A 26338-nucleotide genomic window follows, 5' to 3' on the forward strand; every position below is an offset into this window, starting at 1 on the left:
TCGCTGGTATTTTACTTAATGTTAACACAAATTTGAAAGATCCTGGCTTGTGATAAATTTTTGCTTTTTGCTGTTTAGTCAGTAGCTTTTCTCATCTTTGTACTTAATTTAAAAATGAAACGAAAATGAATTGGATTTTATTAATCATTGCGGGCCTCTTTGAAGTAGGTTTTGCATCTTGTTTAGGCAAAGCCAAAGAAACCTCAGGAATTATTTCAACTTATTGGATGGCTGGATTTTTTGTCTGTCTGTCCATTAGTATGATTTTATTATATAAAGCCACCCAGGAATTACCAATTGGAACCGCTTATGCCGTTTGGACCGGAATTGGTGCTGTTGGAACCGTTTTAGTCGGAATATTTATTTTTAAAGAGCCGGCAACTTTCTGGAGAATATTTTTTCTTTCAACATTAATTGCTTCGATTATTGGGTTGAAGTTTGTTTCTAGTCATTAAAAATTTAGCACACTGATAACCGGATGAAACGGATTTTCGCTGATAAATTTTTTAACATTAAAAAAAATGCCACAGATTTTACAGACTTTTTAATTCGCGAAAATTTGTGAAATTCGTGGCAAAAAAACTTTCAAAAGCATGCAGGAAAACAATACCATCACTTTTATTTTTCTAGCGATAATTTTATTGCTCGTCATCATCATTTGTTTTATGGTGTATCAGTTAATGCAAGCCAAAAAATCAAAAGATGATGCCGAAGAAAGTTTTTATGCTTTGGAAAGAAAAGTAAATGACTTGCAGTTAGAAACGTTAGAATCAAAACTGAATCCGCACTTGTTTAAGAATATTTTGAATTCAATTCAGTCGCACGCGTACCAAACGTACTTTGCTTTGGATAAACTGGCGAATGTTCTGGATTATATTTTATACGAAAGCAAAAAGAAATTCGTCACGGCAAAAGAAGAAATTGATTTTGCACTGAATCTAATCGAAATCAATAAAATTAAAATCAGTCCGCTTTTTGAGTTGAAAATCAAAACCAACATTAACAAAGAAGATAAATTATACGAACAGCCTTTACTGGCGCCGTTAATTTCGATTGATTTAATTGAAAATGCTTTTAAACATGCTGATCTTCAAAGTGCCGATGCATTTATTTCGGTTGTTTTTGAGTTCAAAGACAACGCTTTTTTTATGACCGTTTCGAATAAAATATCGGATAAAAAAGTACTGAAAAAGGAACGAAGCGGTTTTGGCCACGCCACTTTAGAACATCGTCTTAAAATTATTTATAAGAATAATTTTAAATTGGACCGATTCGTAGAAAATGATATTTATATTGCCCATCTAAAAATAGATTTACTTGAATACAAAACTGAAATGCTTGCTGCTGGACGATGAGTTGCCTGGATTAATGTACCTGAAAATGCTTTGCGAACAAATTCCCGAATTAGAAATCGTAAAAACGTTTAATAATCCTGAAAAACTTCTTGCCGAGATTCCGAATCTTGATTTTGATTTGCTAATATCAGATATCGAAATGCCAGGAATTGACGGTTTGCATTTGGCTGAAATGTTAGACAATAAATTGATGATTTTCTGTACGGCGTATAAAGAATATGCTGCCGATGCTTTTAATATCGATGCAGTAGATTATATTACAAAACCTGTAAAATTAGAACGTTTACAGAAAGCAATCTCAAAAGCTTTTGAACGATTCAACAAACCAGAAACGGCAAAAAAATTCATTCAGTTAAATACGGATAAAGGAAAAACGTTGTTGTATTTCGATCAAATTCAATTGATAAAAACAGCAATCAGCGACAGTCGTGATAAAACGGTTTTGCTTTCTGATGGCAGTTTTCTGAATTTGAAAAACGTAAAATTTGATACACTTTTACAAGAATTGCCAGAAGCTGATTTCTGTCGAATAAATAAAAAAGAAATTATAGCGGTTAAAGCAATCAAATTCTTTAATCATAACGAGATTGTATTGCATCATCTAGAAGAAAATAATAAAAATACGACTTTGATTCTGAGCGAAACGTATCGTTCTGACTTTTTAAAAAAGATAAAGATCTAACTTATTACAAAGTTTTTCGGACTTGTTACATAGATTGAAAATTAGGTGTAAATTTACTTTTTCACTACACTTTCAGTGCTGATATTTGCGGCAATAAATCAAAAAAACGAGTTATGAATAACATTAAAAACTCTTTATTTTATGTTACTATTATTGGAGGTTTCGGCGCTCTGATCTATTGGGTAATTTCACAAGGTGTAGCATTAGAAGTTGGGCGTAACATTGTTAAGAAAAAAATTGAAAGCAATCATTGGAATGATTTTCTGCATTCAATGGTCGAAAATTTACAGCATCCATTAGCTATTTTACTGGCTCAGATTGTAACCATAATTTTAGTAGCCCGTTTGTTTGGATGGATTTTCAGAAAAATCGGGCAGCCATCTGTAATTGGTGAAATGATTGCCGGAATTGTTTTGGGACCCTCTTTGGTCGGAATGTATTTCCCTGAATTTTCAGCCGCTTTATTCCCAAAAGAATCTTTAGGAAACTTACAATTCCTAAGTCAGATTGGTTTGATTCTTTTCATGTTCGTGATTGGAATGGAATTGGATTTGAAAGTGCTGAAAAATAAAGCACACGAATCGGTTGTAATTAGTCATGCGAGTATTGTAATTCCCTTTGCTTTAGGATTAACATTTGCTTATTTTATATACGGAACTTTTGCCCCGGTTGGAGTTGAGTTTTCGTCTTTTGGATTATTTATGGGAATTGCCATGAGTATTACTGCTTTTCCGGTTTTGGCCAGAATTGTTCAGGAGAGAGGCATGCAAAAAACAAAACTCGGTACAATTGCCATAACCTGTGCTGCGGCAGATGATATTACGGCCTGGTGTATTTTAGCCGTTGTAATTGCGATTGTAAAAGCAGGTTCATTTACAAGTGCTTTGTATGTTATTGGCTTGGCTATTTTGTATGTAATCGTTATGTTGAAAATAGTTCGCCCGTTCTTAAAACGTGTGGGTGATTTGAATTCAACACGTGAAAGTTTGAATAAACCGGTTGTTGCTATTTTCTTTTTAACGCTTTTATTTTCTGCGTATGCTTCAGAATTAATTGGAATTCATGCCTTGTTTGGTGCTTTCTTGGCTGGAGCTATCATGCCGGAAAATAATAAATTCAGAAATATTTTTATCGAAAAAGTAGAAGATGTTTCCATTATCGTTTTGTTACCCTTGTTCTTTGTGTTTACAGGTTTACGTACACAAATTGGTTTACTTAACGATCCTTATTTATGGAAAGTAACAGCTGTAATTATTGCCGTTGCCGTGACCGGAAAGTTCTTTGGAAGTGCTTTGGCCGCAAAATTTGTGGGTCAAAACTGGAAAGACAGTTTAGCCATTGGAGCTTTGATGAATACACGTGGTTTAATGGAACTAGTAGTTTTAAATATTGGTTATGATTTAGGAGTTCTTTCGACTGAAATCTTTACCATGATGGTGATTATGGCTTTGGTGACGACATTTATGACAGGTCCGGCATTAGACTTTATTAATTTTATTTTTAAAGATAAAGTTACGGCTGTTCCTCAGGAAATAGGGAACAAAAGCAAATACAAAATTCTGCTTTCCTTTGCAACTCCGGAAAAAGGAAAAAAACTATTGCAAATTGCCAATAGCTTAGTTAAAAAACAAGGAGACAATTCAATAGTAACGGCAATGCATTTATCATTAAGTACTGAAATACATTCCTTTGATGTTAAAGATCACGAACGTAAAATGTTAGTTCCGGTAATTGAAGAATCACATCGTTTGAATCAAAATATGCTGAGTGTGTTTAAAGTAACAAATGATATCGATACTGAGATTATAGATACAGCCAATCAAGGCGAATATGATTTATTATTAGTTGGTTTAGGACAGTCTATTTTTGACGGAACTTTGCTTGGAAAGATTCTTGGTTTTACAACGAGAATCGTAAATCCGGATCGTTTGATTGATAAGTTCACAGGAAAGGAAGGTTTGTTTGAAAATTCTCCTTTTGATGAAAGAACACGTCATATTATTGCAAAAAGTAAAATGCCGGTCGGAATTTTTATTGATAAAGATTTAGAAGAAGTCAATCAGATTTTCATGCCGATTTTCAGTAAAGAAGATTCTTTTTTAATTGAATACGCCAAGAAATTAATCAACAATAACGGATCACAGATTACGGTTTTGGATGCCAGTGGCGAAGTAAAAAATACTCGTGATATTCAGGAAAGTATTCGTTCAATAGAACAAATTGCACCGAATCATATTATGATTATGCACGACAGAACAATTAAAAAAGAGTTTTTAGAAAGTCAGAACTTAATGATTATTAGTTTAGACAGCTGGAAAAAATTGATTGAATCGCAAAGTATCTGGTTGAATAATACACCTTCGGTTTTGATTTTGAAACCATAAAATTTAAAAAATCCAATATAAAAAATCCCAAATTCCAATTCTATGATTGGAGTTTGGGATTTTGTTATTTGATCTATTCGCATTTTTGTCATCCTGGAACGAAGGATGACACTAGGAGCTCTGCAATCAAAATTGCGAATCTTTGTCGATTCCGTGTGTGATTTCTCCTTCGTCGAAATGACAAACTGGACGTTTGGTTGGAATTTGGAATTTATCCCGAGGTGTCGGGATTGAAATTTAATTTATAACCCCAAATCAATTACATAAGAAATCTTTACCGCAATATTATTGTCAAATCTTAATAATTGATTTGGTCCGTAACGGTAAAATCCGCCTAAACCAAAACCTTTGAAGATTCGGTTTAGTTCAATTCCTGATTCAAAGAAACCTTTGTCTAAAGTTTTATAAGCCGGTCCAACATGCTGTTCCGGTTTTTCCATATTTCCCCATGCCATTCTTGTTACTAATACCAAGGAAGGACGGACTTTTTTCATAATTTTAATTCGGTCAAAACCGTGCTTAACTTGAAAAAACACATATTGACTTGAGAAAAATTCATTAAAAAACATGGTTTCAAAACTGTTTCTTCCGGCAAAAGTAATACGCTGGATAATGGTTTCTTTAGTCAGGTTGTTTGGCATTGTGTTGTATAAGTGGGTAATAGGAACATCTCCCATGGCGACACCTCCTTGTAAAAGCAGACTAGTTTTTTGTCCGTTTAAATACTTTTTTTCATACTCGGTTTTAAAATCTATTTTGCTGAAAGTAAAATCATTTTCTAAAACATTTGGTAAAGATTGCGTGTATTGAAAAGTAAATCTCGGAAACCTTTTTTCAGTTTCCGTTCTTCCGGTTGGTGTTTGCATGAAATCGCTAAATGGTGCCCAAACAATTGAGGCCATAGCCGTTGTCATGACATAGCTCGAGTAAAGTTGTCCGTTTAAATTGTATAAATAGTCAAATTTTGGTTCAACATCTGTTCGCGCTAATTCAAAAACCGCTTCGGTTTTCGGAATTATTTTTGTCTGTACATTCGCCTTCCAGCTAATGTATTTATAAAAAGTACTAATATTGATGGGGCGCGGATCGTAAATTTTGAAAACACGTTTATCCACAGCGAAAACTGTACTTGCAATCTCTCGCACATCGTCAGTGTATGATCCGTTAAGCCAGGTATTGGTTGATTTATCCAATAAAGCGCCGGAGCCTAAGCTATATTTGAAATTACCGTCTTTTGTTCCATATGCGGTATAACCTTCGATTCTAAAGTTTTTAGAAAAACGGTCATTTGTAATTCCGCCAACGCCTAAACGAAATCCTTCGTAATTATTATAACTGATGATTTTCTTTAAATCAAGATCAATCGGACCAATAGGTAAATAACCGTTTATGATTTTTCGTCCAAGGCCTAAACGTTTTTCAATTCTTTTACTTATCGAAATACTGTCTAATAATTGATATGTTTTCTGGCTTTTTAAGTCTAAACTCTCTATTCTGTAAGTATCCCAGAATTCTTCTGGCTTTTTGCTGGCATCGTCTTTAATTTCGATATAAAGCGATGGATCTTTTATTGGAGAATTGGTGTTGTAATGAATGTCGAAATTATTACTTTCCGAAAGCAAATAAGTGAAATCTGAAGCCGTTTTTTTTCGAGGTTCAAAATTGTCTTGTATATCTCCGTCAAACTGAATAGTTCCACCTAAAATTTTGATATCATCGTTACTTTTTCCTTTTACAATTTTGAAAGTAGTCTTGCTTTGAAACCAAATTTTCTCATCCGGGATATATTCAAATTCATGAATACCGCTAATATCCAAAACGCCTTTTATTCGCATCACCGCTTTCGCAACAGCGAAATTTTCCTTATCAATGTATAATACCCCTTCAAGACCATTTGATTTCCTTTTTTTCTTGTTTTTAAAGTAAATCATATACGTGTTTCTCCCTTTTATTGGAACGGTGTCGAGTAATTTATAGTTGTAATCTGCAAAAGCATTGTCTGCAATTGGACTCTGGTGTTTGGTTTCGAATAATTCATATTTCGAACCATAAACCGAAATAGACTGTAGATTAAAAGCAATGATTTCGTAAACAGGTTGTTTAAAACCTGCCATTTTGGTACCGAGAATAGTTTCTTTTAGCTTGTTATTTCCAAACTGATATTGAGAAACTTTTTCAGTCTGAAATAAATGCTGCTTGCTGATGATTTCTTTAAACTTATAGTCTGATGAGTCTACGTTTATCGTTTTTTTATTGAAATCTTTATAGGCTGCGGAGGAATCAATTCTGCCATCAATAGAATCCGGATTAGCCGTAACGATAAGTTTGTTATAGGTTTTGTATTCGAAACTGCTAAGTTTCTTCTGTGGATTGTTTAAATTTTTATTTGCAATAACTTTCTTTATAATGGTTAAAGCTGGATTTTCATTAGAAACAACAACTTCCTTTAAATCATCTGTTTTTTGAGAAAGTGAAATCGAATAAAACTTTTTACTATCTGTTAAAGTAATAATTTTAGTTTGAAATCCAATATAAGAAACCGCAAAAGTGTTAGTTTTTGCATTGATTTTCAGATCAAATTTCCCATCAACATCTGTGATGGTATTGTGGTTGTCTGAAGTAGTGATTGTGGCAAACGGAAGAGGTCTCCTGTTTGAGTCGGTTACAATTCCGTTTATTTGAAATTGCGCTTGAATAGTAAGCGTAAAAAACAAAGTCAATAAACAAAATAGCTTCATACTGAGGGTTATAGTTTCAAAAACGAAAACTTTCTAATTTTGGTATGCAAAAATAAGAATAAAAAAATCCGTCTGGTATAATTTAACCAAACGGATTTTTAATTTATGTTGAATAAAAATTACACCTTCATGATTTCAGCTTCTTTCGCAGCCAATAATTCATCGATTTTTTTGATGTAAGCATTCGTTAAGTTTTGAACTTCTTCTTCAGCAGATTTACAAACATCTTCAGAAGTTCCTTCTTTTTCTAATTTTTTAATATCAGTGTTAGCGTCTTTACGTACGTTACGAACACCAATTTTTGCATCTTCCGCTTCAGATTTAGCTTGTTTGGCTAATTCTCTACGACGATCTTCTGTCAAAGGCGGAACGCTGATGATAATCATGTCTCCATTATTCATTGGGTTGAAACCAATGTTAGCCACCATAATTGCTTTTTCAATAACGTGAAGCATGTTTTTTTCAAACGGCTGTAAAGTAATTGTTCTTGCGTCTGGAACACTAATTTTTGAAACTTGCGAAAGCGGCGTCGCAGATCCGTAATACTCTACAAAAACACTTCCCAACATCGCAGGAGAAGCTTTTCCTGCACGAATGTTTAGGAATTCTTTCTCTAAATGCGCAATTGAGCCATTCATTGATTCTTCAGTACTCTCTAATATAAAATCTATTTCTTCACTCATTTTTTTAGATTTTTAGATTTTTAGACGATTGGATTTTTAAAATCGCAATCCTCTAATTTACTAACTAATATAATTTTATTTTTTTAATTGCTTTAAAGATTATTAAGATTTTGTAAAAATCTAATGATCTAACATCTAGTAATCTAAGTAGTTTAAATATTAACTACAGTTCCGATGTTTTCTCCTTCACAAATTTTCAATAAGTTTCCAATTTTGTTCATATCAAAAACAACTATTGGTAATTTATTTTCCTGGCTTAATGTGAAAGCTGTAGTATCCATAACGTTTAATCCTTTTTTAAGAACATCGTCAAACGAAATGAAATCAAATTTTACTGCAGAAGCATTTTTCTCAGGATCACAGTCATAAACACCATCAACACGAGTTCCTTTCAGGATAACATCAGCATTTATTTCGATTCCTCTTAAAACAGCAGCAGTGTCAGTTGTGAAATATGGATTTCCGGTTCCGGCTCCAAAGATTACGATTCTTCCTTTTTCAAGGTGACGATCCGCTCTTCTTTTGATGTATGGTTCTGCAATAGATTCCATTTTCAAAGCAGTCTGCAAACGTGTTTTCATTCCTTTGTCTTCAAGAGCGCCTTGTAAAGCCATTCCGTTAATTACGGTAGCAAGCATTCCCATATAATCGCCTTGTACTCTGTCCATACCGGCACTTGCACCAGCAACGCCTCTAAAAATATTTCCTCCTCCAATAACAATAGCAATTTCTACTCCTTTACTGTGAATTTGCTTAATTTCTTCAGCATATTCGGCTAATCTTTTAGGGTCAATTCCGTATTGTAAATCACCCATTAAGGCCTCGCCGCTAAGTTTTAGAAGAATTCTTTTATATTTCATGTTTGTGTTGCGTTAATTTGTGCAAATATAGACATATTCTGATTTTTAAAAATAATGTTTACAAAAAATTAATTACTCTTTATATATTTAATTCTGAAAGACTTTTAGACTTTATTTGAGTGAATCTGATAAAAGTCATTTGGTTGTCTTTTTAAATTTCTTAAATTTATAAAACCAAAACGAAAGAATTATGAAAAGTATTGTCGCTAAAGCATTATTCAACAGTCATTCCTATGCCGAATATCGAAAATTAGTAACCGATTTATTATCTGAAGGAAAATCAACCGGTGATGAACAATCCGAAAGTCTGACGCACTATACAAGTCTCAATGAAGCACGAATGAATCGATTGGAAAAAACGATTAAAATTTCTGAAGAGGCCATAACAAAACTTCAAAATTTAGACAACCATTATATTTGGTTAGTGATTTCTGAAGGCTGGTGTGGTGACGCTGCTCAAATACTTCCTATTATCCATAAAATGGCAAATGAATCAAATAAAAAAGTCGATCTTCGAATTGTTTTACGCGATGAAAATGATGAGTTAATGCGTCACTATCTGACAAATGGAGGTAGAGCAATCCCAAAAGTTATTGTGATTTGCAAAGAAGCCGGAATTGTTCGTGCAGACTGGGGACCAAGACCAAAAGGCGCCACAGAATTAATGGCCAATTATAAAAAAGAATTTGGTGCAATCGATGAAAAAATCAAAACCGATTTGCAATTATGGTATCTGGCTGATAAAGGAATTTCCGTTCAGGAAGAATTGCTTCAGATTATGGAAAACATAAAATACGATAGATTGTAAGTTTTTGTATGAAATAAAATCGGTGAAACCCCTTGTTTTTAGGGTAATCTACTGAAAACAAGAATTTTAGTAATAAATAATCCGTTAAAATATTTTTTTCTGATTATAATATTTTGTACCTTGTTGTCATAATCCCACTTCTATTATTATTTTTTGATTTACTCTTTTTACTGGTGTTTATTTGATGTTTAACAATTAAAAATACACTGCCATGATGAAGTTATTCGACAGATTTTACGATTTTATTTCAGGTTTATTGTTTGGAGGGAAAAATATGACACATTATTAACCTCAAAAAAACAAGTACGGAAAACAAAATTATTTTAGAAGTTGGCACATTACTATCGCCTCATTCCGTAATGTGCTATTTTGTTTTTACTCCAATTTCAAACTTTCTTCGAACAAAGTAATGTCGATCGCATCTTGTACGTCGTAATTACCAATTTTAGTTCGGCGTAAAACAGTTAGATGCGAACCTGAATTCAAGGCTTTTCCAAAATCAAAAGCCAGGGAACGAATGTATGTTCCTTTACTGCAAACCACTCTAAAATCAATTTCAGGTAATGCAATTCTGGTGATTTCAAATTCATGAATTGTAGTTTTTCTGCTGGCAATTTCCACTGTTTCTCCGGCACGTGCGTGCTCATACAAGCGGACGCCGTCTTTTTTTATGGCTGAAAAAATAGGTGGTTTTTGATCAATTTCTCCTAAAAACTGTTTTACAGTTTCATGAATCAAAGCCTCATCAATATGATCCGTTGGAAAAGTTTGGTCGATTTCGGTTTCTAAATCATACGATGGAGTAGTGGCTCCAATGTGGAAAGTTCCCGTGTATTCTTTCGCCTGACCCTGAAGTTCAGAAATTCTTTTGGTAAATTTTCCTGTACAAACCAATAATAGCCCAGATGCTAAAGGATCTAAAGTTCCCGCATGTCCAATTTTGAACTTTTTTGGAAGCCCAACTTTATTGATTAAAAGGTATTTTAATTTATTGACAGCTTGAAACGAACTCCATTTTAAAGGTTTGTCTATCAGTAAAACTTGTCCGTCTAAATATTCTTCAGTTGTCATTATATTATGGTAAGCGGGTGAATGAAAAAGTGGATAATTAATAAAACGATTCCGGCAAGAATTCGGTAGTAACCAAAAACTTTAAAACCATTTTTGGTTAAAAATCCAATGAAGGTTTTAATTGCTAAAAGTGCGACGATAAACGCTACTACGTTTCCAATAACTAATAGATTAATCTGATCATGAGATAACTCAAATCCAGCCTTGTAATAATCGTAGCATTTTTTTACTGTTGCACCCAACATTGTCGGAACAGCTAAGAAGAATGAAAATTCAGCAGCAGTTGTTCTTGATAATTTTTGCGACATTCCACCTACGATACTTGCACCACTTCTTGAAACTCCGGGAATCATAGCGATACACTGAAATAATCCTATTTTAAAAGCTTGTAAATAGGTAATTTCCTGAGAGGTTTCTGCTGTATTTGGGTTGTTGAACCATTCGTCAACTTTTAATAAAATCAAACCTCCTATTAAAAGCGAGATTGCAACTGTAACAGGGTTTTCTAATAAGCCATCAATAAAATCACTCAATAATAATCCTAAAATTACGGCCGGAATAAACGCAACCAAAAGTTTAAAGTAAAAATCAAGTGTTTGAAAGAAACGTTTGAAATATAAAACTACAACTGAAAGTATCGCGCCAAGCTGAATAACAATTGTAAAAAGTTTTGTAAAGTCTTCGTGTGCAATTCCGAAAAAAGAAGAGGCAATAATCATATGTCCAGTTGAAGAAACAGGTAAAAATTCTGTAATTCCTTCAATAATGGCAAGAATGATAGCTTGTAATGTATTCATGTAGAATTTTAGATTTTAGATTTCAGATTTTAGATTGTTGTCCTTCGACTACGCTCAGGATGACAGTCAAAATTCAAAAAATCTATTATTTAGATTTTTTGAAGATCGAATAAATCGTGATTCCAAAACCAATTAAAACCGTTGTTGGAGCTAAACGAATGCGTCTGAAGCTAAAAACATCTTCATTAAAAACATTCGGGTTATCACTTCCTCCTCCAGACATTAAGATAAATCCAAGGGTAATTACACCAATTCCAATCAATAAGATTTTATAATTGATACCTTCAAAAAGAAATTCTTGTTTTTGAGGTTGTTGTTCTTCTTTAATATTGTTTTTCATTTTATTTATTTTGTCAGCCTAAGCGAAGTCGAAGGCATTTTTTTTAATCTAAAATCTAAAGTCTGAATTCTAAAATTTAATAAAGATCGTCTGTTCTTAAATTCAGGAAACGTTGTGTTGCAAAATGCGTACTTACCCAGGTAATTAAAATTCCTAATCCGAAAACGGCCAATAAAACCAATCCGATTAAAACTTTGTCTTCTAAGATTCCTAAGCCAGGGAAATTAGTTTCTACATAAAGTAATAGTCCAATTAGAGCGACAATAGCCAATCCGGCACCTAACATTCCTAATTTTACACTGCGCATTACAAAAGGTTTACGGATAAACGATTTTGTTGCGCCAACCATTTGCATTGTTTTAATGATGAAACGATTAGAGTGAATGGATAAACGTAATGAACTATTGATTAATAAGACGGCAATTACCGCAAGGAAACCACTAATAATCAAAATCCACATACTTACTTTTTTGATGTTGTCGTTTACCAGATTTACCAATTGTTTGTCGTAAACAATATCTTCAATCATGGTATTTTGGCGCAGACTGCTTTCAATTTTAGAAATACTGTCTCGCTCAACATAATCTGCTTTTAGGTGAATGTCGTACGAGTTCAATAATGGATTTTCTCCCAAGAAGGTTAAGAAATCTTCTCCGATAATATCAGTATGTTCTTTTGCTGCTTTTTCTTTAGAAACATAAGCATAAGATTTTGCGAAAGGTGCTCTTTTCAATTCGGTATTGAATGCTTTGATAACACTATCATTAGCTTCATTTTTAAAGAAAACCGTCATTGCGATTTTTTCTTTAAAATCATTAGCCAGTTTTTTAGAATTGATAATGAATAATCCTAGTACTCCTAAAAGGAATAACACCAGAAAAACACTTAATACGACCGAAAAATAAGAGGAAATTAACCTGCGCTTTTGAAATTTATCAAAGTTAGAACTCATAGTATGCTTAAATTATGTGGTAAAAATAATAAAGAATTTCTTTATTTGAAGTTAATAACGTTCAAAGTTTTAACTTTCGTACCATAAATATACGATTCAAACATGAATAAATCAATATAAAAATCTTAGCAACTCAGTTCCGGGGCTTCGGACTAGTAACTTAGAGCCTAAATTTTAGATTTTGGGTTTCTTTTAATGCAAAGTCTTTAATACGTTTTTCGATTTCGTAGAAAACAGTAATCGCTTTTTCTCCAGCTTCGGTTAATTTTGCACCGCCGCCGCCTTTTCCGCCAAGCAGTTTTTCGACCAAAGGAGATTCAGCACGCTGATTCATTTCTTCGACTAATTGCCAGGCCTGACGATACGCCATTTTCATTTCTTTGGCTGCATTGGTTATAGAGCCCGTTTTTCGAATATTTTCAAGCAGCCAGATTTTTCCAATTCCTAAAAAAGCGCCTTCAGTTTCTTCAATCCAAACCCGAACTTCAACTTTGTATTTTTTGCTGTCAGCCATTTCAATTTTTTTAATGCTATTCAAAAATAATTCTTTTCTGGTAAAATAATTCTTTGGATTGGGGATAGTTTTCTAAGTATTAAAATGTAAAAATAAGTGTTTTTACGTAATTAAAAATAAGTATTTTGTTATTTTATTTGTTTGTCAGCGAAATAGCTTTGGTACAATCTGTAATAAATGTAAATTTGCGCTCTAAATTAGGTGACAAACCTTTGAGCCTTTGTCACTCTGAACCTTTGAACCTTAAAGAAAGAATGAAATACAATCCAAACGAAATCGAAGAAAAATGGCAAAAATATTGGGCTGAAAACCAAACTTTTGCTGCAAGTAACAATTCTGAAAAACCAAAGCATTATGTGCTGGACATGTTTCCTTATCCGTCAGGAGCAGGGTTACACGTTGGGCATCCGCTGGGTTACATTGCTTCAGATGTTTATTCTCGTTTCAAAAGACATCAGGGTTTCAATGTTTTACACCCAATGGGATACGATAGTTTTGGATTGCCTGCAGAACAATACGCGATTCAGACAGGACAACGTCCCGAAGATACAACGCGTGTAAATATTGATGGTGGCGTTGATAAAGAAGGAAAACAAATTGCCGGATACAGAAAACAATTAGATAAAATCGGATTTTCATTTGATTGGAGCCGTGAGGTTCGTACTTCAAATCCTGATTATTACAAACATACCCAATGGATTTTTATCCAATTATTTAATTCGTGGTATTGCAGAAAACAAGGAAAAGCTTTTGATATTACAGAACTTGTAACTGTTTTTGAAGAAAGTGGAAATGCATTGGTTGAAGCAGTTTGCGATGATAATGTTGCGATTTTTACTGCAGCGGAATGGAATTCGTATTCTGAAGACCAAAAAGAAAAAATCCTTTTGCAATACAGAATGACGTATTTGGCAGAAACAGAAGTTAACTGGTGTCCTGGTTTAGGAACTGTTTTGGCAAACGATGAAATCGTAAACGGTGTTTCGGAACGTGGAGGATATCCTGTAATTCGTAAAAAAATGACGCAATGGAGCATGCGTATTTCTGCTTATGCAGAGCGTTTGTTGCAAGGTTTGAATGATATTGACTGGAGCGAATCTATAAAAGAATCACAAAGAAACTGGATCGGAAAATCAGTTGGTGCAATGGTTTCTTTCAACGTAAAAAATCATGATGAAGTAATCGACGTATTTACAACTCGTCCTGATACTATTTTTGGAGTAACTTTTATGACTTTGGCGCCAGAACATGATTTGGTAGCTAAAATTACAACTCCGGAACAAAAAGCGACTGTTGAAGCCTATATAGAAAAAACCGCAAAACGTTCAGAGCGTGAGCGTATGGCCGATGTAAAAACCATTTCTGGAGTATTTACAGGAGCTTATGCTGAGCATCCTTTTACAAAAGAAGCAATTCCAGTTTGGATTGGTGATTACGTTTTAGCTGGTTACGGAACAGGCGCTGTAATGGCGGTTCCTTGTGGAGATGAGAGAGATTACGCTTTTGCGAATTTCTTTAAAGGTCAAAACGGAATGCCGGAAATCAAAAATATTTTTGCAAATGTTGATATTTCTGAAGCGGCCTACGGTTCAAAAGACAATGTTGAAATTGCAAACTCTGATTTCTTAAACGGATTAAATTATAAAAATGCAACTCAGGCTGTAATTACCGCTTTAGAAAAAATAGGACAAGGAAGCGGAAAAACAAATTACCGTTTGCGTGATGCTGTTTTTTCTCGTCAGCGTTATTGGGGAGAGCCTTTCCCGGTTTATTATGTAAATGGATTACCAAAAATGATCGATGCGCAACATTTGCCAATCATTTTGCCTGAAGTAGAAAAATATTTACCAACCGAAGATGGTTTGCCTCCGTTAGGAAATGCGGTTGTTTGGGCTTGGGACAGTGTTAAGTGTTCAGTAGTTAGTACGCAGTTGATTGACAATGTAACTATTTTTCCTCTTGAATTGAACACCATGCCAGGTTGGGCAGGTAGTTCATGGTATTGGATGCGTTATATGGATGCGCACAACGAAAATGAATTTGCGAGCAAAGAGGCTTTAGCTTACTGGGAAAGCGTTGATTTATATATTGGCGGAAGTGAGCACGCAACCGGACACTTATTGTATTCTCGTTTTTGGAATAAATTCTTAAAAGACAAAGGTTTTGCTCCGACTGAAGAACCATTCAAAAAACTGATCAATCAGGGAATGATTTTGGGAACTAGTGCTTTTGTTTATAGGATTGAAGGAACGAATAGTTTTGTTTCAAAAAATAAAATAGGAGACCATAAAGTACAGCCAATTCACGCTGATGTTTCAATGGTTAATTCTTCTGATGAATTAGATGTTGAAAAATTCAAAGCATGGAGAGAAGATTATGCTGATGCAGAATTTATCACAGATGATAACGGAAAATACATCGTTGGCCGTGAAGTCGAAAAAATGTCGAAATCAAAATATAATGTTGTAACTCCTGATGATATTTGTAATGAATACGGAGCCGATACATTGCGTTTATATGAAATGTTTTTAGGGCCCTTAGAACAAGCAAAACCTTGGAATACCGCTGGTATTTCTGGAGTATTTGGTTTCTTGAAGAAATTATGGCGATTATACATTGATGAGAATAATGGTTTAATCGTAAACAACGACGAACCAACAAAAGACAACTTAAAATCATTACATAAAACCATTAAAAAAGTAGCAGAGGATATTGAGAATTTCTCTTTCAATACTTCGGTTTCTCAATTTATGATTTGTGTGAATGAATTGTCTTCTCAAAATTGTCATTCAAGAGCAATTTTAGAACCGTTGGCCATTTTGGTTTCACCATACGCACCACATATTGCAGAAGAATTATGGGCACAATTAGGTCATACCACTTCAATTGCGACAGTTGATTTTCCTATTTTTGATGCGAAACATTTGGTTGAAAGCAGTAAAGAATATCCTGTTTCGTTTAACGGAAAAATGCGTTTCACTATCGAATTGCCTTTGGATTTAACCGCAGCGCAAATCGAAGAAATCATTATGAAAGATGAAAGAACGTTACGTCAATTAGATGGAAGAACTCCAAATAAAGTGATTATTGTTCCAGGAAAGATCATTAACCTTGTGGGGTAAATAAAAATTCCAATATTTTAAAAATTCCAAATTCCAAATTCCAATTTTACGATTGGGGTTTGGGATTTTTTGTTTTCATAAGATTGCAAAAAAAAACTTTACGATTTAGCGTCTTTGCGAGTAAAACAACTTGCGTACTTTGCGTAAACCTTTGCGTGCATTGCGGTTAAAAAACGTCCAGAAATTGGAAATTAGAATTTTTTTATTGAAGTTTTCATTTTCATTGTAACATTTTAAATGTTCTCGTATCCAAAGGGCGGATCCGATTATTTAACAACTTAAAATTTATAAAAATGAAAAAGTATATTTTGATTATCGCCCTTTTATTTTCTGTATTATGTTTAAATGTTTTTGCACAGACAAAACAATATCCGTTTGAAGTTTCTAAAACCGGAAAAGGAAAACAAGCTCTTATATTTATTCCTGGATTTGCTTCTTCCGGAGCGGTATGGGATGAAACTAAAGCAGTTTTCGAAAAAGATTTCACTTGCTATACCTTAACAATGGCCGGTTTCGCCGGAGTAAAACCACAGCCAAATCCTTCTTTTGAAAATTGGAAAAATGAAATCGCCAATTATATCAAAAACAATAAAATCGAAAAACCTATCTTAATTGGTCACAGTATGGGAGGCGGTTTAGCGCTTGCCATTGCAGCTGATTATCCGGATTTAATTGGGAAAATTGTAGTTGTAGATGCACTTCCGTGTTTGGCGGCTTTGAGCGATCTTTCTTTTAAATCAAAAGAAAACAACGATTGTTCTGCAATGGTTACTCAAATGACAGCAATGAATGATACTCAATTTTATGATATGCAAAAACAAACTATGCCGAGACTTTTAGCCGAGACTTCTAAACTGGAAATGGTGGTAGACTGGAGCGTAAAATCGGATCGGGTAACGTTTGCTCAAATGTATTGTGATTTTTTCAATATTGACTTAAGGGAGAAAATTGCCACTATAAAATGTCCGCCATTAATTTTATTAGAATCTTATTTTATAAATTTAAAACCAGCAATTGAAGGGCAATATAAAAATTTAAAAACAGCTAATTTTCAATATGCCAGTAAAGGAATGCATTTTATAATGTACGACGACAAAGATTGGTATTTAGGGCAATTGAATAATTTTCTAAAATCGTAAGAATGGAATTTGAACAAATCTATAAAACGTATTGGGATCGAATATTCAGGCTTTGCATGGGTTTTGTTAATGATTATGACATTGCACAGGATCTCGCACAGGAAACTTTCATAATTGTGTGGCAAAAGTTGGACACTTTTCGAAATGAGTCCAGCATCGGAACCTGGATTTTCAGAATTGCTTCTAATAATTGCTTGAGGCAGATTGAGAAAGAGAAACGTTTTCTTAAATCAGATTTACCGCATCATCTTACAGAAGAAAAACAACAATCATTAGAACCGCAGATTCAGTTTTTATACAAATGTATAGCGGAATTACCGGAAACAGAGCGTATTATTATTTCGCTGGAATTAGAAGACGTCAGGCAAGCGGAAATCGCTACAATTGTGGGGCTTTCAGAAGCGAATGTTAGGGTGAAAATCCACAGGATAAAAGAAAAACTGACTCAAAAATTTAAAGAAAATGGACAATAATAATATAGATTTCAAAAATTTATGGAAAAAACAAACCATAAGTCAGCCTAATATCGAGGATTTGATGGCCAGGTTAAAACAGTTTAAAAAAGCGGCAGTGCGCAGTTTATGGGTTACCAATTTTCTGCTTCTTGCAACTTCTTTTTTTATCCTTTTTGTTTGGTATTATTATCAGCCGCAGTTTATTTCGACTAAAATCGGAATCATTATAACAATTTTGGCTATGGTGATTTATTTATTCACTTATAATAAATTATTGGGTAAGTATAAAAATATTGAAACTACACAAACGAATAACGAATACCTCCAGAACTTGATTTTAATTAAAAAGAAACAACAATTTTTGCAAACCAAAATGATGACTTTTTATTTTATAGCACTTACGACTGGAATTTGTTTGTATATGTATGAATACGCAAGCAGAATGACTCTTTTGGGAATAAGTTTGACCTACGGATTAACTTTGTTCTGGATGATATTTAACTGGTTTTATATTCGCCCGAAACAAATTAAAAAACAAAAGGATAAAATAAACAGTCTGATTGAGAAGTTTGAAGAAGTCAACAACCAGTTAGAGCTATAAAAAAAAGAAGCTTCGCGATTTGCGAAGCTTTACTTTTACCAAAAACAAAAATCTAAAATCTAAACTAAAATTTATTGCGGGAAAACATATGGTGTAAGAGGAAGTACTATAATACCTTCGCTATTTGCTGTTGCAGTTAATTCGTTTTCTAATTTTCCACCAATGTAAATTTTTCCAGTTAATGTTTGTCCTGCAACACCTCCGTAGCCACTAGCGCTTAGTGATGCTCCCATAGATTTTGCTTCTGCAGTAAATTCTTTAGTCCAGGGAAGGCTTGTAAGGTCTTCGTTTAATCCATTTCCTCCTTTTTCAAAATAAGTAACAGATGCTGTTCCTGTAAAGTTCCCAGTAATTTCATATTTCACATCTCTTGAAGCCGGAGCTGAGTTATCTTCGTCGTTGTCACTGCTGCAGGAAATTGCTGTAAAAGAAAGAGTGAATACAATTGCTAAAGTTTTTAAAATCGATTTCATAATAAAATTATTTAATTAAAATTCGGGAGTATCCCTTTTAGATTATATAGAAGAGAATGCGGTCGATCTCATTTTAATGGATATTTTTCTGCCAGTAATAAATGGTGTGGATTTGTGTAAAACTATTAAGTAAAAACATCTTAAAATTGTGATCATTGGTATGAGCAGTCAATCGGAGCGGAGTTTGGTAATGCAATTTATTCAGAATGGAGGTAACGGATATATTCTAAAAAATGCTTCGTTTAATGAATTTAAAGATTGTATTTATAAAGCTATAGATGGAGAAATTGTGTTTAGTGAAGAAGTTAAAACAATAATCAGTCAACCATTGTCTGAAGATCTGGAGCGTATTCCGGGTTTGAGCAGAAGAGAACGTGATATTGCTTTGCTTCTTTCTAAAGGAAAATCGACACAGGAAATTGCAGACGATTTATTTTTGAGTTTCCTGACAGTACAAACACATCGGCGAAATATTCTTCAAAAATATAAAATTAAAAATGTGGCAGAATTGATTGCTTTTTTGCTTAAGAACAATATGCTGAACTGAGACAAAAATGGTCTAGTGATGTCAAAATGACATTTTGTTAAAGTGGTTCATAATTTGCTGTCTGTTTTGTAACTTTAAAGATAAATTAAAAAATATATAGAGATATGGGAAGCGGATATTTAATTATTGCCGGGGCAATTATGTTGTTCAGTTGGCTGGTGAGTTCAAAGTTGAAGAGTAAGTTCGAATTATATTCTAAGCTGCAATTAAGAAATGGAATGAGCGGTGCAGAGATCGCCGAAAAAATGCTGGCCGATAATGGAATCAGGGATGTTCGCGTTATTTCGACTCCAGGGCAGTTAACAGATCACTATAATCCGACAGACAAAACAGTTAATTTAAGTGAGGCGGTTTATAATCACCGTAATGCGGCTGCGGCTGCGGTTGCGGCGCACGAATGTGGTCACGCTGTACAACATTCGATAGGTTACGAATGGCTGACCATGCGTTCTAAGTTGGTGCCTATCGTTAGTGTTGCGTCTAATTACGTACAATGGATTTTATTGGCAGGAATCTTAATGATCAAAACTTTTCCGCAATTATTATTAATCGGAATCGTCATTTTTGCTGCAACAACCTTATTTACAATCATTACTTTGCCTGTAGAATACGATGCGAGTAACAGAGCATTAGCCTGGTTAGAAAATAAACACATGCTGACACAAGAAGAGCAGGCAGGAGCAAAAGATGCCTTAAAATGGGCTGCAAGAACTTATGTGGTTGCTGCAATTGGTTCTATTGCGACGCTGTTGTATTATATTTCGATTTATTCAGGGAATAGAAGGAATTAAAAGTTAAAAATTCCAATATAAAAATTCCAAATTCCAAAATTGGGAATAAAAATAAACCCGACAGTTTGGACTGTCGGGTTTTCAATTTAAAATAAGCTCAATTCAATTCAATTGGAATTTTTATTTTCTAAAGTTGAATCTGCCTGTCAATCTGCTGATCTAACGAAATAAAAGTTTCTGTTCTGGAAACTCCTTCAATAGCCTGAATTTTAGTGTTCAAAAGCTGCATTAAATGTTCGTTGTCGCGACAAATAATTTTAATTAAAACCGACCAGTTTCCAGTAGTATAATGACATTCTAAAACTTCCGGTATTTTTTTTAAGTCTTTTACGGCTTCAGAGTTTCTGGAAGCTTTGTCCAGATAAACGCCGATAAACGCCATAGTGTTATAACCTAAAACTTTTGGGTTCACAGTAAACTTTGATCCTGAAATTACACCCGATTGCTCCAGTTTTTTTAAACGCTGATGAATTGCAGCTCCGGAAATGCCTATTTTGTTAGCAATTTGTAAAATAGGTTTTCGGGCATCATCCATTAAATAACGAAGAATTTCTTTGTCGATACCGTCAATTTCAATTATAAGTGAGTTGATTTTCATGAGTTGTAATTTGAAACTAATTTAGTTGTTTAGGTTTTAGTTAGAAATCAAATTTAGTAATAAAACTTTAAAATATTCGAAAAAAGGAAGTTTTGAATTGTTACTCTTGGCGTTAATTTTTTTTACCATTAAGGTATTAAGAAAATTAAGCTGGGTCTTAAGTAATCTTTAAAAGTAAGCATTAAGCATACTTCTTTATTTTCTTAATGGTGAAATAAAAAAAAATCCAAATCCCAACAGTAAAGTTGGTATTTGGAATTTTAAAGATTGTATGTTAAAAGGATTATTTCCCTTTGTTTGCTTCACTAATGTATTTTTCTAAAGCCATTGTCATAGAAGGTGTTTCAGGTGTTGGAGCAAGAATGTCAATTCTTAAACCGTGATCTAAAGCTTCTTTTTGAGTTGTGCTTCCAAAAACAGCAATTCTGGTATTGTTCTGTTTAAAGTCGGGGAAATTTTTAAATAATGATTTAATTCCCGTTGGACTAAAAAACGCTAAAACGTCATAATAAACATCAGCCAAATCAGATAAGTCACTCATTACCGTTTTGTAAAAAATAGCTTGTGCCCAATCTACTTTTAAGTTGTTTAAAGTAACAGGTGCATCTGCATTCAATTGGTCAGAAGCTGGTAACAAGAATTTTTCATCCTTGTATTTTTTAATAAGAGGGGACAAGTCCGCAAAATCTTTTGCGCCTACGTAAATTTTACGCTTTCTGTACACTACATACTTTTGCAGATAAAATGCAACAGCTTCAGATTGACAAAAATACTTCAATCCTTCAGGAACTTTGTAACGCATTTCATCAGCCACTCTAAAAAAATGATCTACAGCATTTCGACTTGTTAAAATGATCGCAGTGTAATGATTAAGATCGATTTTTTGCAATCGAATCTCTTTTGCGCTAACCCCTTCCACATGAATAAATGGTCTGAAATCAATTTTTATTTTGTGTTTTTGTTGGAGCTCAAAGTAAGGAGAATTCTCCACTTTAGGTTCAGGCTGTGACACCAAAATTGTTTTCACTTTCATATTATAAACATTTTCTAAGCACTCCCTTTTGTAATCCAATAATAGAGAAAATAATAAGGGGCTATTTCAAGAGCGCAAAGATATAAAATAAAATAAAATAACTTGCCGATTATTACATTTTGATATGTTTTAATCGAAATAAAATACGAGTAGAGGCTTAGACACAGCGAAACGCCTATTATTGCTAGCGGAATAATTTTGGGAATATTCTCATAATAGAACAAAACAGCATTAATTGGCAGAATTAAAACTCCAATATAGGTTCTATAGGTCACTTTTTGTAAGTTAAAAAGGTCTGCAAAGTCGTCAATATTGAAAGAAGTTGCTACAATTTTCTCGATTAAATACTTCGCAAGAATGAAATAAAGTAAAAAGGTTGCGATCTGAATGAATAAAATCCAGTCGGTTTTTAATATACTATAAGTTCCGGTTTTTGGATCCTGTGAAAAAATATGCATCGTAAGCTGAATGAAAAAAGCAAACGAAATAACCTGAACGAAAAACAGGCCAATTGTAAAACTGCTTTTTAAATTGTTGTTGTCACGATAAATTTTTGCGTATTTATCCGAAAAAATAAGCTTACTAAATTCGCTGAATCTGGTTTCGTAAGCTGATTTTGTCATTGCAACAACGGCAAAGGTCACCACAAATAAAAGTGTTGCCCAATCTTTGTTTTCTAGAATTCTGGGAGTAAGTTGTTCAATCATAACGACACAAAATTAGTAATTTTTTGTCTCAATAGTTTTATTATATATTTATTATGAATCAAATGCTATAAAAAGTTTACTTTTGCGGTGAAATTACCGAGAAAAATGAATGATTGTATTGTCATAATTCCCACTTACAACGAAATCGAAAATATTGAAAGTATAGTTAGAGCTGTTCTTTCGCAACATAAACCTTTTCATCTTCTAATTATTGATGATAATTCACCAGATTTCACTGCCAATAAAGTGATTGCATTACAGGAAGAATATCCTGGAAGATTATTTTTAGAAAAAAGGGCCAAAAAATCAGGTTTAGGAACAGCTTATGTTCATGGTTTCAAATGGGCTTTGGAACGTAATTATGATTTCATTTTTGAAATGGATGCCGATTTTTCCCATAACCCCAATGATCTTGAAAAATTGTACGACGCCTGTCATTTTGGAGGTGCGGCATTAGCTATTGGGTCTCGTTATGTAACGGGGGTAAATGTGGTAAACTGGCCATTGAGCCGTGTATTAATGTCTTATTTTGCTTCTGTTTATGTGAAATTCATTACCGGAATGAAAATTCATGATGCAACTGCAGGTTTTGTTTGTTATAAAAGAGAGGTTTTGGAGAAGATAAATCTGAACAAAATTAAATTTGTTGGATATGCTTTTCAAATCGAAATGAAATATCGAACATATTGTGGTAAATTTGAAATAACAGAAGTCCCGATTATTTTTACGGATCGGACTAAAGGAGTTTCAAAAATGAGCAATGCTATTATCAAAGAAGCTATACTAGGAGTAATTTCTCTTCGATTAAAAAAATTATTCAATACATTATAAAGCCAGGGCGATGAACAGGATTTTAATCAAAAATGCTAAAATTGTAAACGAAGGATCAATTTTTGAAGGTGATGTTTTGATCGAAAACGACTTAATCGTTGAGATTTCGGATAGCATCAGCCTAAAAACATCTGATTGTAAAGTTATAGATGCCGAAGGAAGTTATTTGATTCCGGGTGCAATTGATGATCAGGTTCACTTTAGAGAACCGGGATTAACACACAAAGGAGATATTGAATCAGAATCAAGAGCGGCAGTTGCGGGAGGAATTACTTCTTTTATCGAACAGCCAAATACGGTTCCAAATGCGGTTACTCAGGAAATTCTTGAAGATAAATACGTGATTGCTGCCGAAAAATCATTTGCGAATTATTCGTTTATGATGGGCGCAACCAATGATAATTTGGAAGAAGTTTTAAAAACGAATCCAAAAAATGTTGCTGGGATTAAAATATTTCTTGGTTCTTCTACCGGAAATATGCTGGTTGATAAAGAAGAAACTTTAGAGAAAATTTTCTCAAGTACACCAATGTTAATTGCAGTTCATTGTGAAGATGAAACTACAATTCAGAATAATCTTGCTGCATACAAAGAACAATATGGTGATGATATTCCGGTAACGGCGCATCATTTAATCCGTAGTGCGGAAGCTTGTTATATTTCGTCTTCAAAAGCGGTTGCTTTGGCGAAAAAAACAGGAGCAAGACTTCATATTTTTCACCTTTCGACTGCAAAAGAAATGGAATTGTTCACGAATAAAATTCCATTAGAAGATAAAAAAATTACAGCTGAGGTTTGTGTGCATCATCTTTGGTTTACCGACGAAGATTATAAAACTAAAGGCAATTTCATTAAATGGAATCCTGCGGTTAAAACTGCCGAAGATCGTGCTGAACTTTGGAAAGCGTTGAATGATGGTCGTATTGATGTTATAGCAACAGATCACGCGCCTCATACCAAAGAAGAAAAAATGCAGTCGTATTTAAAAGCCCCATCTGGAGGTCCGTTAGTGCAACATGCTGTTGTAGCCATGTTTGAAGCGCATCATCAGGGGAAAATCACTGTTGAAAAAATCGTCGAGAAAATGTGTCATAATCCGGCTAAAATTTTCAAAATCGAAAAAAGAGGTTTTATCAAAGAAGGTTATTTTGCCGATTTGGTAATCGTGAATCCAAGTTTGCCATGGAGTGTTAAACCAGAGAATATTTTATATAAATGCGGTTGGTCACCGTTTGAGAATTTTACTTTTAAATCAAGAATCACACATACTTTTGTAAATGGAGAAATGGTTTATAATAATTTTAAAGTAAAAGATATCCGCGCTGGAAAAAGATTATTGTTTGATAGATAAAAAGGGTAAATGAAGAATTTTGTATTTATAATATTGGTTTTGTTTCTTTCTGTAAGTTGTAAAAAAGAATTGGTCAAAGAGCCAAAAAGGCTTATTGAGAAAGGGAAAATGATTGATATTGTGTATGATTTGTCTCTTATGGATGCAATGAAATACCAAAATCCATTGTCTTTAGATTCTATTGATGCCGATCCAAAAAAGTTTATTTTAAAAAAATACAAGGTTGATAGTTTGCAGTTTGCACAAAGTAATATTTATTATGCAGCTGATTATGACACTTACAAGGATATGTTTGATGAAATTAGTAAACGTTTAGCGGTACAGCAGAGGGCAGCCGATTCAATTGTGAAAATTGAAGAGAAGAAAGCTGCGAAAGCTGCTGCTAAAAAGCCTAAAGTAAAAACAAATGTAAACGATTCTATAAAGAAGCCTTCAAGACGTATAAATATTGATTCAATAAGAAGAACCAGACAAATAAGATAGTTTTTTTACAACTTCGAACTGTCTTTTATATATTGATGAACATCTAGAAAAACCGTTCCCAGAGCGGTTTTTATTTTTTCATTCGAATACAGATTTTTAGAATAAGAAGCTTTTGCAGTCGCTTTTGTCATTTGTCTTTTCTGGAAAAACAAAGTCGAAAATATTCCATCGGCAATCCAAAGGAAATTCATAAAAAATGGATTTGCATGAAAGCGAGGTTTTTTTACTTTTAAAACTTCTGCAATCGTATTAAGAATATCCCTGAAAACAATATTGTCTGCAATTAAGGTGAAGCGTTCGTTTTTAATGTCGCTTTTCATCAATTCAAAAGCGATTCTGACAACATCATTTACAGTAATAAAACCGGTACTTCCGAGAGTGTAAAATGAAAGTCCGTTAGCAACTCTTATGTAAAGCTGACTACTTCCTTCATTGTAAATTTTTGACGTGGGAATTGTGGCTAAAATAACGCCCGGATTTAAAATAATTATATCTAAACCTTCCTGAACAGCACGCCAAACTTCCATTTCTGCACCATATTTAGAAATGGCATAATCGCTGTGTGGTTTTTCGGGATTCCAATCTGTTTCTTCAGTGATATAAGTTTCGTGAGGCGCTATATCTCCCAAAGCAGCGATGGAACTTATAAAACAGAATTTCTTTATTGCTTTGGCTAAAGAAAAATTAACCATGTTGGCAGTTCCTTCGATATTTGTCTTTCTGAGTCCTTCTTCATCTTTTGGATCAAACGAAATCAAAGCCGCACAATGGTAAACATATTCAATATCAATAAAAGCAATTTCGAGAGAAGGAACGTCTAAAATATCTGCTTCAAGCCAATTAATTTTTTCAAATAAATGAGCTTTCCCATACAGTTCAAAAACCGATTTTGTTTTCTGAATGTTATTTTGACTTCGGTAAATTGCCCGAACGTTTTCTCCATTTTCAATTAAATGAAGTAATAAATGTGCGCCAACTAAACCTGTTCCTCCAGTTACTAATACCATTTTGTAAAGATAAGTT

27 protein-coding genes and 1 pseudogene are annotated in these 26338 nt (G+C 33.7%); 15 read left to right on the plus strand and 13 right to left on the minus strand.

The window, feature by feature from the left end:
• Positions 1-125: 125 nt before the first annotated feature.
• The 4 genes from Q7C23_RS18870 to Q7C23_RS18885 all read left to right on the plus strand — a co-directional run bounded on the left by Q7C23_RS18870 (position 126) and on the right by Q7C23_RS18885 (position 4421).
• A complete protein-coding gene (locus Q7C23_RS18870) occupies positions 126-455 on the plus strand; it encodes a multidrug efflux SMR transporter (RefSeq protein WP_194657438.1) in 330 nt (109 codons plus the stop codon).
• 138 nt (positions 456-593) lie between these two features.
• Entirely contained in the window at positions 594-1355 is a 762-nt protein-coding gene (locus Q7C23_RS18875; RefSeq protein ID WP_375033955.1) for a sensor histidine kinase, read from the plus strand.
• A complete protein-coding gene (locus Q7C23_RS18880) occupies positions 1318-2037 on the plus strand; it encodes a LytR/AlgR family response regulator transcription factor (protein ID WP_375033956.1) in 720 nt (239 codons plus the stop codon). The genes Q7C23_RS18875 and Q7C23_RS18880 overlap by 38 nt, the downstream gene beginning before the upstream one ends.
• Before the next feature lie 113 nt (positions 2038-2150).
• Entirely contained in the window at positions 2151-4421 is a 2271-nt protein-coding gene (locus Q7C23_RS18885) for a cation:proton antiporter (RefSeq protein ID WP_375033957.1), read from the plus strand.
• Between the two features lie 242 nt (positions 4422-4663).
• Here Q7C23_RS18885 and Q7C23_RS18890 read toward each other — a convergent pair whose 3' ends face one another.
• The 3 genes from Q7C23_RS18890 to pyrH form a co-directional block, all read right to left on the minus strand.
• Positions 4664-7159, minus strand: coding sequence for a DUF5686 family protein (locus Q7C23_RS18890; protein WP_375033958.1), 2496 nt, complete (start codon positions 7157-7159; stop codon positions 4664-4666).
• A gap of 119 nt (positions 7160-7278) precedes the next feature.
• Positions 7279-7842 (minus strand): ribosome recycling factor, encoded by a 564-nt coding sequence (gene frr / locus Q7C23_RS18895; RefSeq protein ID WP_375033959.1) that lies wholly within the window; start codon positions 7840-7842, stop codon positions 7279-7281.
• A 152-nt stretch (positions 7843-7994) separates the two neighbouring features.
• Complete coding sequence (pyrH, locus tag Q7C23_RS18900) at positions 7995-8702, minus strand: UMP kinase (RefSeq protein WP_026983543.1); 708 nt, start codon at positions 8700-8702, stop codon at positions 7995-7997.
• A 190-nt stretch (positions 8703-8892) separates the two neighbouring features.
• Here pyrH and Q7C23_RS18905 point away from each other — a divergent pair, with 190 nt between their 5' ends.
• Positions 8893-9510, plus strand: a complete 618-nt coding sequence (locus tag Q7C23_RS18905; RefSeq protein WP_375033960.1) for a thioredoxin family protein — start codon at positions 8893-8895, stop codon at positions 9508-9510.
• A 375-nt stretch (positions 9511-9885) separates the two neighbouring features.
• On the opposite strand, the gene truB is transcribed toward Q7C23_RS18905, so the two are convergent.
• The 5 genes from truB to Q7C23_RS18930 all read right to left on the minus strand — a co-directional run bounded on the left by truB (position 9886) and on the right by Q7C23_RS18930 (position 13184).
• Positions 9886-10581: a tRNA pseudouridine(55) synthase TruB gene (gene truB, locus Q7C23_RS18910; RefSeq protein ID WP_375033961.1), complete on the minus strand. Its 696-nt coding sequence runs from the start codon at positions 10579-10581 to the stop codon at positions 9886-9888.
• The gene (locus Q7C23_RS18915) at positions 10581-11378 is read right to left on the minus strand and encodes an undecaprenyl-diphosphate phosphatase (protein ID WP_375033962.1); all 798 of its coding nucleotides are present in this window, start codon (positions 11376-11378) and stop codon (positions 10581-10583) included. Before Q7C23_RS18915 ends, truB begins: the two co-directional genes overlap by 1 nt.
• 85 nt (positions 11379-11463) lie before the next feature.
• Positions 11464-11718, minus strand: coding sequence for a DUF3098 domain-containing protein (locus tag Q7C23_RS18920; protein ID WP_375033963.1), 255 nt, complete (start codon positions 11716-11718; stop codon positions 11464-11466).
• A gap of 76 nt (positions 11719-11794) precedes the next feature.
• A complete protein-coding gene (locus Q7C23_RS18925) occupies positions 11795-12670 on the minus strand; it encodes a cell division protein FtsX (RefSeq protein WP_375033964.1) in 876 nt (291 codons plus the stop codon).
• A gap of 160 nt (positions 12671-12830) precedes the next feature.
• A complete protein-coding gene (locus tag Q7C23_RS18930; protein ID WP_375033965.1) occupies positions 12831-13184 on the minus strand; it encodes a winged helix-turn-helix domain-containing protein in 354 nt (117 codons plus the stop codon).
• Positions 13185-13438: 254 nt separating this feature from the next.
• Between Q7C23_RS18930 and leuS the strand changes: the two genes are divergently transcribed.
• The 4 genes from leuS to Q7C23_RS18950 all read left to right on the plus strand — a co-directional run bounded on the left by leuS (position 13439) and on the right by Q7C23_RS18950 (position 18501).
• Entirely contained in the window at positions 13439-16306 is a 2868-nt protein-coding gene (leuS, locus tag Q7C23_RS18935; protein WP_375034038.1) for a leucine--tRNA ligase, read from the plus strand.
• Between the two features lie 293 nt (positions 16307-16599).
• Positions 16600-17445, plus strand: a complete 846-nt coding sequence (locus tag Q7C23_RS18940) for an alpha/beta fold hydrolase (RefSeq protein ID WP_375033966.1) — start codon at positions 16600-16602, stop codon at positions 17443-17445.
• Positions 17446-17447: 2 nt separating this feature from the next.
• Positions 17448-17918, plus strand: coding sequence for an RNA polymerase sigma factor (locus Q7C23_RS18945; protein ID WP_375033967.1), 471 nt, complete (start codon positions 17448-17450; stop codon positions 17916-17918).
• Positions 17908-18501: a hypothetical protein gene (locus Q7C23_RS18950; RefSeq protein ID WP_375033968.1), complete on the plus strand. Its 594-nt coding sequence runs from the start codon at positions 17908-17910 to the stop codon at positions 18499-18501. Before Q7C23_RS18945 ends, Q7C23_RS18950 begins: the two co-directional genes overlap by 11 nt.
• A 71-nt stretch (positions 18502-18572) precedes the next feature.
• Here Q7C23_RS18950 and Q7C23_RS18955 read toward each other — a convergent pair whose 3' ends face one another.
• A complete protein-coding gene (locus Q7C23_RS18955) occupies positions 18573-18974 on the minus strand; it encodes an MmpS family transport accessory protein (protein ID WP_375033969.1) in 402 nt (133 codons plus the stop codon).
• Between the two features lie 34 nt (positions 18975-19008).
• Between Q7C23_RS18955 and Q7C23_RS18960 the strand changes: the two are divergent.
• The 3 genes and pseudogenes from Q7C23_RS18960 to Q7C23_RS18970 form a co-directional block, all read left to right on the plus strand.
• Positions 19009-19107, plus strand: a pseudogene (locus Q7C23_RS18960) (DNA-binding response regulator); the annotation flags it as partial.
• Positions 19108-19134: 27 nt separating this feature from the next.
• Positions 19135-19521: a DNA-binding response regulator gene (locus Q7C23_RS18965; RefSeq protein ID WP_375033970.1), complete on the plus strand. Its 387-nt coding sequence runs from the start codon at positions 19135-19137 to the stop codon at positions 19519-19521.
• Positions 19522-19625: 104 nt separating this feature from the next.
• On the plus strand, positions 19626-20312 hold the full coding sequence (locus tag Q7C23_RS18970; protein WP_375033971.1) for a zinc metallopeptidase: 687 nt from the start codon (positions 19626-19628) through the stop codon (positions 20310-20312).
• 127 nt (positions 20313-20439) lie between these two features.
• Here the strand turns inward: Q7C23_RS18970 and Q7C23_RS18975 are convergent, their stop codons facing one another.
• The 3 genes from Q7C23_RS18975 to Q7C23_RS18985 form a co-directional block, all read right to left on the minus strand.
• Positions 20440-20910, minus strand: a complete 471-nt coding sequence (locus Q7C23_RS18975) for an Lrp/AsnC family transcriptional regulator (RefSeq protein ID WP_041518480.1) — start codon at positions 20908-20910, stop codon at positions 20440-20442.
• A gap of 283 nt (positions 20911-21193) precedes the next feature.
• Positions 21194-21943: a uroporphyrinogen-III synthase gene (locus Q7C23_RS18980; RefSeq protein ID WP_026983527.1), complete on the minus strand. Its 750-nt coding sequence runs from the start codon at positions 21941-21943 to the stop codon at positions 21194-21196.
• Between the two features lie 14 nt (positions 21944-21957).
• Complete coding sequence (locus Q7C23_RS18985) at positions 21958-22650, minus strand: DUF4271 domain-containing protein (RefSeq protein ID WP_375033972.1); 693 nt, start codon at positions 22648-22650, stop codon at positions 21958-21960.
• 105 nt (positions 22651-22755) lie between these two features.
• Here Q7C23_RS18985 and Q7C23_RS18990 point away from each other — a divergent pair, with 105 nt between their 5' ends.
• Genes Q7C23_RS18990 through Q7C23_RS19000 form a run of 3 tightly spaced genes read left to right on the plus strand, consistent with a single transcriptional unit; the run spans position 22756 to position 25315 of the window.
• A complete protein-coding gene (locus tag Q7C23_RS18990) occupies positions 22756-23481 on the plus strand; it encodes a polyprenol monophosphomannose synthase (RefSeq protein WP_375033973.1) in 726 nt (241 codons plus the stop codon).
• A gap of 10 nt (positions 23482-23491) precedes the next feature.
• Positions 23492-24832 carry a dihydroorotase gene (locus Q7C23_RS18995; protein WP_375033974.1) on the plus strand — a complete coding sequence of 447 codons (1341 nt, stop codon included), beginning with the start codon at positions 23492-23494 and terminating at the stop codon, positions 24830-24832.
• A 9-nt stretch (positions 24833-24841) separates the two neighbouring features.
• Positions 24842-25315 carry a DUF4296 domain-containing protein gene (locus Q7C23_RS19000; protein WP_375033975.1) on the plus strand — a complete coding sequence of 158 codons (474 nt, stop codon included), beginning with the start codon at positions 24842-24844 and terminating at the stop codon, positions 25313-25315.
• Between the two features lie 5 nt (positions 25316-25320).
• On the opposite strand, the gene Q7C23_RS19005 is transcribed toward Q7C23_RS19000, so the two are convergent.
• Positions 25321-26322: an NAD-dependent epimerase/dehydratase family protein gene (locus Q7C23_RS19005; RefSeq protein ID WP_375033976.1), complete on the minus strand. Its 1002-nt coding sequence runs from the start codon at positions 26320-26322 to the stop codon at positions 25321-25323.
• Between the last annotated feature and the right edge of the window lie 16 nt (positions 26323-26338).

This window comes from Flavobacterium sp. LAR06 (assembly GCF_041946075.1).
Taxonomy (GTDB): Bacteria; Bacteroidota; Bacteroidia; order Flavobacteriales; family Flavobacteriaceae; genus Flavobacterium.

Coding starts and splice junctions, on each gene's coding strand:
- Q7C23_RS18940 (WP_375033966.1), top strand. CDS start 16,600: ATGAAAAAGTATATTTTGATTATCGCCCTTTTATTTTCTGTATTATGT.
- Q7C23_RS19000 (WP_375033975.1), top strand. CDS start 24,842: ATGAAGAATTTTGTATTTATAATATTGGTTTTGTTTCTTTCTGTAAGT.
- frr (WP_375033959.1), bottom strand. CDS start 7,842: ATGAGTGAAGAAATAGATTTTATATTAGAGAGTACTGAAGAATCAATG.
- Q7C23_RS18875 (WP_375033955.1), top strand. CDS start 594: ATGCAGGAAAACAATACCATCACTTTTATTTTTCTAGCGATAATTTTA.
- Q7C23_RS18925 (WP_375033964.1), bottom strand. CDS start 12,670: ATGAGTTCTAACTTTGATAAATTTCAAAAGCGCAGGTTAATTTCCTCT.
- Q7C23_RS18965 (WP_375033970.1), top strand. CDS start 19,135: ATGAGCAGTCAATCGGAGCGGAGTTTGGTAATGCAATTTATTCAGAAT.
- Q7C23_RS18885 (WP_375033957.1), top strand. CDS start 2,151: ATGAATAACATTAAAAACTCTTTATTTTATGTTACTATTATTGGAGGT.
- Q7C23_RS19005 (WP_375033976.1), bottom strand. CDS start 26,322: ATGGTATTAGTAACTGGAGGAACAGGTTTAGTTGGCGCACATTTATTA.
- Q7C23_RS18975 (WP_041518480.1), bottom strand. CDS start 20,910: ATGAAAATCAACTCACTTATAATTGAAATTGACGGTATCGACAAAGAA.
- Q7C23_RS18950 (WP_375033968.1), top strand. CDS start 17,908: ATGGACAATAATAATATAGATTTCAAAAATTTATGGAAAAAACAAACC.
- truB (WP_375033961.1), bottom strand. CDS start 10,581: ATGACAACTGAAGAATATTTAGACGGACAAGTTTTACTGATAGACAAA.
- Q7C23_RS18890 (WP_375033958.1), bottom strand. CDS start 7,159: ATGAAGCTATTTTGTTTATTGACTTTGTTTTTTACGCTTACTATTCAA.
- pyrH (WP_026983543.1), bottom strand. CDS start 8,702: ATGAAATATAAAAGAATTCTTCTAAAACTTAGCGGCGAGGCCTTAATG.
- Q7C23_RS18970 (WP_375033971.1), top strand. CDS start 19,626: ATGGGAAGCGGATATTTAATTATTGCCGGGGCAATTATGTTGTTCAGT.
- Q7C23_RS18945 (WP_375033967.1), top strand. CDS start 17,448: ATGGAATTTGAACAAATCTATAAAACGTATTGGGATCGAATATTCAGG.
- Q7C23_RS18980 (WP_026983527.1), bottom strand. CDS start 21,943: ATGAAAGTGAAAACAATTTTGGTGTCACAGCCTGAACCTAAAGTGGAG.
- Q7C23_RS18920 (WP_375033963.1), bottom strand. CDS start 11,718: ATGAAAAACAATATTAAAGAAGAACAACAACCTCAAAAACAAGAATTT.
- Q7C23_RS18930 (WP_375033965.1), bottom strand. CDS start 13,184: ATGGCTGACAGCAAAAAATACAAAGTTGAAGTTCGGGTTTGGATTGAA.
- Q7C23_RS18905 (WP_375033960.1), top strand. CDS start 8,893: ATGAAAAGTATTGTCGCTAAAGCATTATTCAACAGTCATTCCTATGCC.
- Q7C23_RS18955 (WP_375033969.1), bottom strand. CDS start 18,974: ATGAAATCGATTTTAAAAACTTTAGCAATTGTATTCACTCTTTCTTTT.
- Q7C23_RS18985 (WP_375033972.1), bottom strand. CDS start 22,650: ATGATTGAACAACTTACTCCCAGAATTCTAGAAAACAAAGATTGGGCA.
- Q7C23_RS18915 (WP_375033962.1), bottom strand. CDS start 11,378: ATGAATACATTACAAGCTATCATTCTTGCCATTATTGAAGGAATTACA.
- Q7C23_RS18990 (WP_375033973.1), top strand. CDS start 22,756: ATGAATGATTGTATTGTCATAATTCCCACTTACAACGAAATCGAAAAT.
- leuS (WP_375034038.1), top strand. CDS start 13,439: ATGAAATACAATCCAAACGAAATCGAAGAAAAATGGCAAAAATATTGG.
- Q7C23_RS18870 (WP_194657438.1), top strand. CDS start 126: ATGAATTGGATTTTATTAATCATTGCGGGCCTCTTTGAAGTAGGTTTT.
- Q7C23_RS18995 (WP_375033974.1), top strand. CDS start 23,492: ATGAACAGGATTTTAATCAAAAATGCTAAAATTGTAAACGAAGGATCA.